We start from the raw sequence: 5,649 nt of genomic DNA on the forward strand, positions 1-5,649 counted from the left end.
GCCGGCTGCCGTAAGCGTCCGACCATCGCTGTCCCGGACGACCATCCCCTGGCTGAAGATGTCGAGATCGGGCCGGCGGAGAGCGAGGCGCCGCATCCTTGATGTCCAATCGGGGACTGCGTTCAAGACGGCCAAATCGGCGTTCAGGTCTGCGAGCGCGGCACATCGGTTCGGATGGCCCGACAAAACCTTCATGATCGCGACCTGCAACGACACGCGTCCACTCCGCCTCCGCATCCGCCGAAATCTCACTGTTCCGTGACGGGAGACGTCGCCGTTAGCAGAATACAGGTGAACGTCGCTCGGACCGCAGCTTTAATGCTTGGTGTTGAGGACCGTTCGGGCGCTCCCGAAGAAACTGGTCGACGTCGACGAAGGAGACCGCGCCGCCCGACGGGCTTCTTCCTGCTCCCTGCTACACGAGGGCAAGATGGTCCGGTCAATGGCGACGGTTCAGTCTTGAAATTAATCAGCTGAAACGACGGATGACTTCGAAGAGCCGGTCACAGGACCCTGCAAGGTTCTTTGTCGGCGCGGTAGCGACACCCAGCAGAAGTCCGGACTCGGCGCCATCAGGCGACACATGCCATGCCGACAGCGGCGACGGCGACATGCCGAACGCCGAGACTTCGCGCGCAATGGCGATGTCCGACGTGCCCCTCGGCAATTTCAGCAGCACAGCCAGACCCGGTGCCGCGATGCGATCGGCACCAACGAAAGCCTGGAGATAATCCAGCAGCGCCTGACGCTTGGCGGCATAGGCGCGCTTGGTGCGCCGGAGGTGGCGCATATAATGGCCCTCGTGCATGAATTCGACGGTTGCGAGTTGCACCGCAGGGCCGGGTGGCGGCGCGAGACACGCGGCCACTTCTGCGAACCTATCGGCCAGTTCGGCCGGCGCAACCAAAAAGCCGAGGCGAACGGTCGGACTGATCGTCTTGCTGAACGAGCCAATGTGAATGACGCGCGCATCGCGGTCGAGCGACGCCAGCGCCGGTGCAGCCCGGCCGACCAGTTGCAGCTCGCTGAGATAGTCGTCCTCGATCACCCAGACCTTGTTCACGGCGGCCCATGCCAGTAGGCGAAGACGCCGCTCGAGCGACAAGGTGGCACCGAGCGGCGCCTGCTGACCGGGCGTCACGACGACGAGCTTCGCGCCGGGATGATGGCGCAGGCCATGATCGATATCGATGCCATCCGCATCGACCGGGATGGGCGCGAGTGACAGGCGTGCGAGCTCGAGTCCTTTCCTGGTGAACGGAAAGCCGGGATTTTCGACCCAGGCGGTTTGTCCGGCCAGACCAAGCACGCTGAGTGTCAGGCCGAGCCCGGCGCTGAAACCGCCGGTGACGATGACCTGCGATGGCGAACAATTGATGCCGCGGGCGAGGGCAAGATAGCCTGCGATTTCCCGCCTCAGCTCGAGCTCGCCGCGCGGATCAGGATAGATCGGCGGAGCGCTCGCCTCGGTACGGACGGCGTGTGCGTGAATGCGTGCGAACAATGTGGCCGGAAAGGTCTCGATGGCTGGCACACCCATCTGGAACAGCGCTGGTCCCAGCGTCATCTCCCGGTAGGTCTCCATGAACGAGCCTGCGTCCGGCGGCTGCTCGCTCTTTGTGACGGCGCGCGGACGCAGCGCGACGCGGGTGCCGGCCGCGCGCGAAGCTTCGATCAACTGGGAGGCGGCCAGCTTTTCGTAGGCGGTCCGCACGGTGCCACGCGCGACACCGAGCTGGGCCGCAAGATCCTGCCATGAGGGCAGCCGCGCGCCGGGCTCCAACACGCCAGCCTCGATGGCCGTCGTCACCCCCCGTCGGATCTGCTCCGCCAAAGGTGTCTTTGCCGTGCGGTTAAGGCCGAGGTTCAGCGGCTTGGTCATGGTCTCGTAGTGCATAATTTCTTTGCATTTTTAGTACTTTTCTATGGCCCAGCAAGGGCCATCTTCGGGGTTGCAGAAGGAAAAAAGCCCATGAAGATCCGCACCCTTGTCGCCGTTGCCTGCGCCGCTCTCGCCGTCGCGGCGGCCGGGCCTGTCTCGGCGCATGACGTCCGGGCAGAAACGGTCACGCCGAAATTCAATCAGGCGATTCCGAACATCCCCGGCAAGTCGCTCGTCGCTGTCGAAGTCGATTATGCAGCGGGCGCGGCATCGCCGCCGCACATGCACGCCAAGTCCGCCTTCATCTACGCCTATGTGATCTCGGGTGCGATCGAGTCGAAGGTGAACGACGGCGAGACCCGCATCTACAAGGCGGGCGAGAGTTGGTCCGAACCGCCGAACGCCACCCATTCGATCAGCCGTAATGCGAGCAAGAGCAAGCCGGCGAAGTTGCTCGCGGTCTTCGTCGTCGATTCCGACGACAAGGTGCTCACCACCCCCGTCAAATAAGACCAACGTTCAGAAGTCGTGAGCGAACAATGGCTCGGACACCTGGGCCGATTCCACAGGAGACAATTCACATGAAGGCAATTGTGGTAACGGACCAAGCTGCGGGAACGGCCGGGATGAAGCTGGCGGAGCGGCCCGAGCCGGCGGCAGCCATAAACGACGTTATCGTTCAGATTCATGCGTCGGGATTCGTCCCGACTGAGCTGGAGTGGCCCTCGACCTGGATCGATCGCCGCGACCGTGACCGAACACCATCGATCCCCGGCCATGAGCTTGCTGGGGTGGTCACAGCCCTCGGCTACGGCACGACGGGACTGTCGGTGGGACAGCGAGTGTTCGGCCTCGCGGACTGGTACCGCGATGGCGCCCTGGCCGAGTATGTGGCGATCGAGGCACGCAACCTCGCGCCGCTCCCGGGCGACGTCGATTTCACGGTGGGCGCGAGCCTGCCAATCTCGGGCCTCACCGCATGGCAGGGACTGTTCCAGCACGGCCGCTTTCAGGCGGGGCAGTGCGTTCTCGCGCACGGCGCGACCGGCGCAGTCGGTTCGATGGTGACGCAACTCGCACGTGAGGCCGGCGCCTACGTCATCGGTACCGGGCGCGCCGCCGACCGTCAGAAGGCGCTCGACCTCGGCGCAAAGGAGTTCGTCGACCTAGACAACGACACGCTGGAAGATGTCGGCCGAGTCGATCTGGTGTTCGATGTGATCGGCGGCGACATCCAGAAGCGGTCCGTGGCGCTGCTTCGAGCTGGAGGTACACTGGTGTCGATTGTTGGGCCATCTGAGGCGCGGCCCGCCGATGGCCTTGCAGTCGATTTCGTTGTCGAGTCCGATCGTGCCCAACTGAGTGAAATCGTCCGGCGGGTGCGGGACGGACGACTGCGAACGAACATCGGCGACGTCTCGCCCCTCGACGAGGCCGTCGCCGCCTTGAACCCGACCGAGCGACGCAAGGGGAAGACCATCATCAGCGTTCTTCCGTGAGGCCTCAAGGAGGGCAAGCGAGTCCGACGACAAAGTGCCCCCCCAAATGAGGCCGAAAGGAAGAGAACGATGACCAAGAGGCTCGATTACACCCAAATCGCTCCCAACGGGATCAAGGCGCTCGGCAGTATCTATGGCTATGTCCTGCAGAGTGGTTTGCCGGGTGAACTGGTGGATCTCGTCTATCTGAGGGTCTCGCAGATCAACAACTGCGCCTATTGTCTCGACATGCACACCCGCGACCTCATCAAACGAGGGGTGAAGATCGAGAAGCTTGCGCTAGTGCAAGCGTGGGAGGAGGGCGGCGGTCTCTTCAGCGAGACCGAACGCGCCGCGTTTGCCTGGGCGGAGAGTGTGACGCTCGTCGCCGAGACTGGCATTCCGGACAGCGCTTACAAAGCCGCGCGCGAGGTTTTCGACGAGAAGCAACTTGTGGACCTCACGATCGCGATCGGCCTGATGAACACCTACAATCGCATGGCTATCAGCTTCCGAAACACGCCGCAGGCCGTCCTCGAACATCAGGATAGCGCTGACCGATCAAGTAACAGTGAGGACAGACCATGACGTTCGGGTCGATATCGGGAGTGCGCATCCCGGACAGCAAAATTGCGCGCGAACTGACCCAGCTCATCCGCGACACCGAGAGCGATCTGCTCTTCCATCACTCCATCCGGGTCTATTTTTGGGGAGCCTTGACGGGGAGCCGAACGGGACTGAGCTTTGACCCGGAACTGCTCTACACCGCCGCCATGTTCCACGACATCGGCCTCAGCGCACACTATGAAAACAGCCAGCTACGCTTTGAAGTGGACGGCGCCAATGCCGCACGTGATTTTCTTCGCGGGCGCGGCATTTCCGAAAGCGATATCGAAACGGTCTGGAATGCCGTCGCGCTCCACACCACGCCCGGCATACCTGAATATATGCGCCCCGAGATCGCGCTGGTGCAGGCGGGGGCCGGCATGGATGTGGCCGGCCGCGGCTATGACCAATTTACCGACGCGCAGCGCGAGGCCGTCATCGCTGCCTTTCCCCGAGAGGCCGACTTCAAACATGGAATCATCGATGCGTTCTATCAGGGCATGAAGCACCGTCCCGACAGCACCTTCGGAACCTTTAACGACGACGTCCTCGCATTCAAGGATCCAAACTTTCGGCGGATCGATATGTGCAGCATCATCCTTGCTTCAAACTGGAACAGCTGAAGCGTCCTTGTTCTTCAATGATCTTGCACACGTCGTATTCGCTTTTGGTACGCGACCCCGTCGCCGCTTTGGCCGAAATGCCTGACTATCCCATTCAGCAACAGATGAAGGCGAATACCCGACCGATCGGCCGGCCTATTCGAGGCTTTGCCGCCTGCTCTCGGTCGGCAAGAAGCGGCGGCAAGGCCAACTGCATCCTCGACTGGGCCGACGTCGCCGACTGGAACGAAGGCCTGATCGCCGTGCTCGTTCCGGACCAGGCCGACGACATCTGCATGCATACGCGCCGGCGCAGATCGTCCGCGACGCCCGCGACCACGGTGCCGAACCGCCCGGTCTGCGTGAACACGTCTCGGTGGGACTGCACCCTCGAGCGGATGGACGACGAACGGTTCGCCGTTCGGCTGGGACTGCGGATGGTCCGTGGGCTGCAGAACCGGCAGGCGGCAGAAATCGTCGCCGCCCGCGCCGAAGAACCGCTCACAGGCGTCGACGACCTCTGGCGCCGGGCCGGCGACTCGGTCTCCTCGCTGGTGATGATCGCGGAGGCCGATGGCATGCGGGGGTCCTTCGGGCTGGCCCGCCGCGAAGCTCTGTGGGCGATCAAGGCGCTGCGCGACGAGCCGCTCGAATTGTTCGCGGCGGCGACGGCGCGCGAGCAACGTACGATCGCCGAGATCAACGAGCCGGCAGTGGCACTGCGGCCGATGACGTCCGGAAGCGAGGTCGTCGAGGACTATCGGCACGCCGGCCTGACGCTGCGGCATCATCCGCTGACGTTCCCGCGCGGCGACTTGAAGCGAAGGCGCGTTGTGACCTGCCTCGAAGCCATGGCGGCGCGGGACGGCAAGTGGTTCACCACCGCCGGCCTGGTGCTGGTACGCCAGAAGCCGGGGTCTGCCAAGGGCGTCATGTTCATCACGATCGAGGACGAGAGCGGCATCGCCAACCTGGTAATCTGGACGTCGCTGTACGAACGGCAGCGCCGCATCATCCTCGGTGCATCCATGATGGCCTTCCACGGGCGCGTGCAGCGGGAAGGCGAAGTGTTGCATCTCGT

5 protein-coding genes and 2 pseudogenes are annotated in these 5,649 nt (G+C 63.3%); 5 read left to right on the plus strand and 2 right to left on the minus strand.

Annotated elements, in window-relative coordinates; all coding sequences use genetic code 11:
• Together JWR89_RS16890 and JWR89_RS16895 are read right to left on the minus strand one after the other, a co-directional pair.
• Positions 1–216: pseudogene (locus tag JWR89_RS16890) on the minus strand (hypothetical protein); the annotation flags it as partial.
• 253 nt (positions 217–469) lie between these two features.
• The gene (locus JWR89_RS16895) at positions 470–1,882 is read right to left on the minus strand and encodes a PLP-dependent aminotransferase family protein (protein WP_299718156.1); all 1,413 of its coding nucleotides are present in this window, start codon (positions 1,880–1,882) and stop codon (positions 470–472) included.
• A gap of 90 nt (positions 1,883–1,972) precedes the next feature.
• On the opposite strand from JWR89_RS16895, the gene JWR89_RS16900 reads away from it, so the two are divergent.
• The 5 genes and pseudogenes from JWR89_RS16900 to JWR89_RS16920 form a co-directional block, all read left to right on the plus strand.
• Entirely contained in the window at positions 1,973–2,392 is a 420-nt protein-coding gene (locus JWR89_RS16900) for a cupin domain-containing protein (RefSeq protein WP_299718164.1), read from the plus strand.
• Between the two features lie 71 nt (positions 2,393–2,463).
• Positions 2,464–3,381, plus strand: coding sequence for an NADP-dependent oxidoreductase (locus tag JWR89_RS16905; protein WP_299718158.1), 918 nt, complete (start codon positions 2,464–2,466; stop codon positions 3,379–3,381).
• Positions 3,382–3,450: 69 nt separating this feature from the next.
• Positions 3,451–3,948 (plus strand): carboxymuconolactone decarboxylase family protein, encoded by a 498-nt coding sequence (locus tag JWR89_RS16910; RefSeq protein WP_299718160.1) that lies wholly within the window; start codon positions 3,451–3,453, stop codon positions 3,946–3,948.
• A complete protein-coding gene (locus tag JWR89_RS16915) occupies positions 3,945–4,589 on the plus strand; it encodes an HD domain-containing protein (protein WP_299718162.1) in 645 nt (214 codons plus the stop codon). The genes JWR89_RS16910 and JWR89_RS16915 overlap by 4 nt, the downstream gene beginning before the upstream one ends.
• Before the next feature lie 280 nt (positions 4,590–4,869).
• Positions 4,870–5,649, plus strand: a pseudogene (locus JWR89_RS16920) (OB-fold nucleic acid binding domain-containing protein); the annotation flags it as partial.

This window comes from Tardiphaga sp. (assembly GCF_028290785.1).
Classification (GTDB): domain Bacteria; phylum Pseudomonadota; class Alphaproteobacteria; order Rhizobiales; family Xanthobacteraceae; genus Tardiphaga.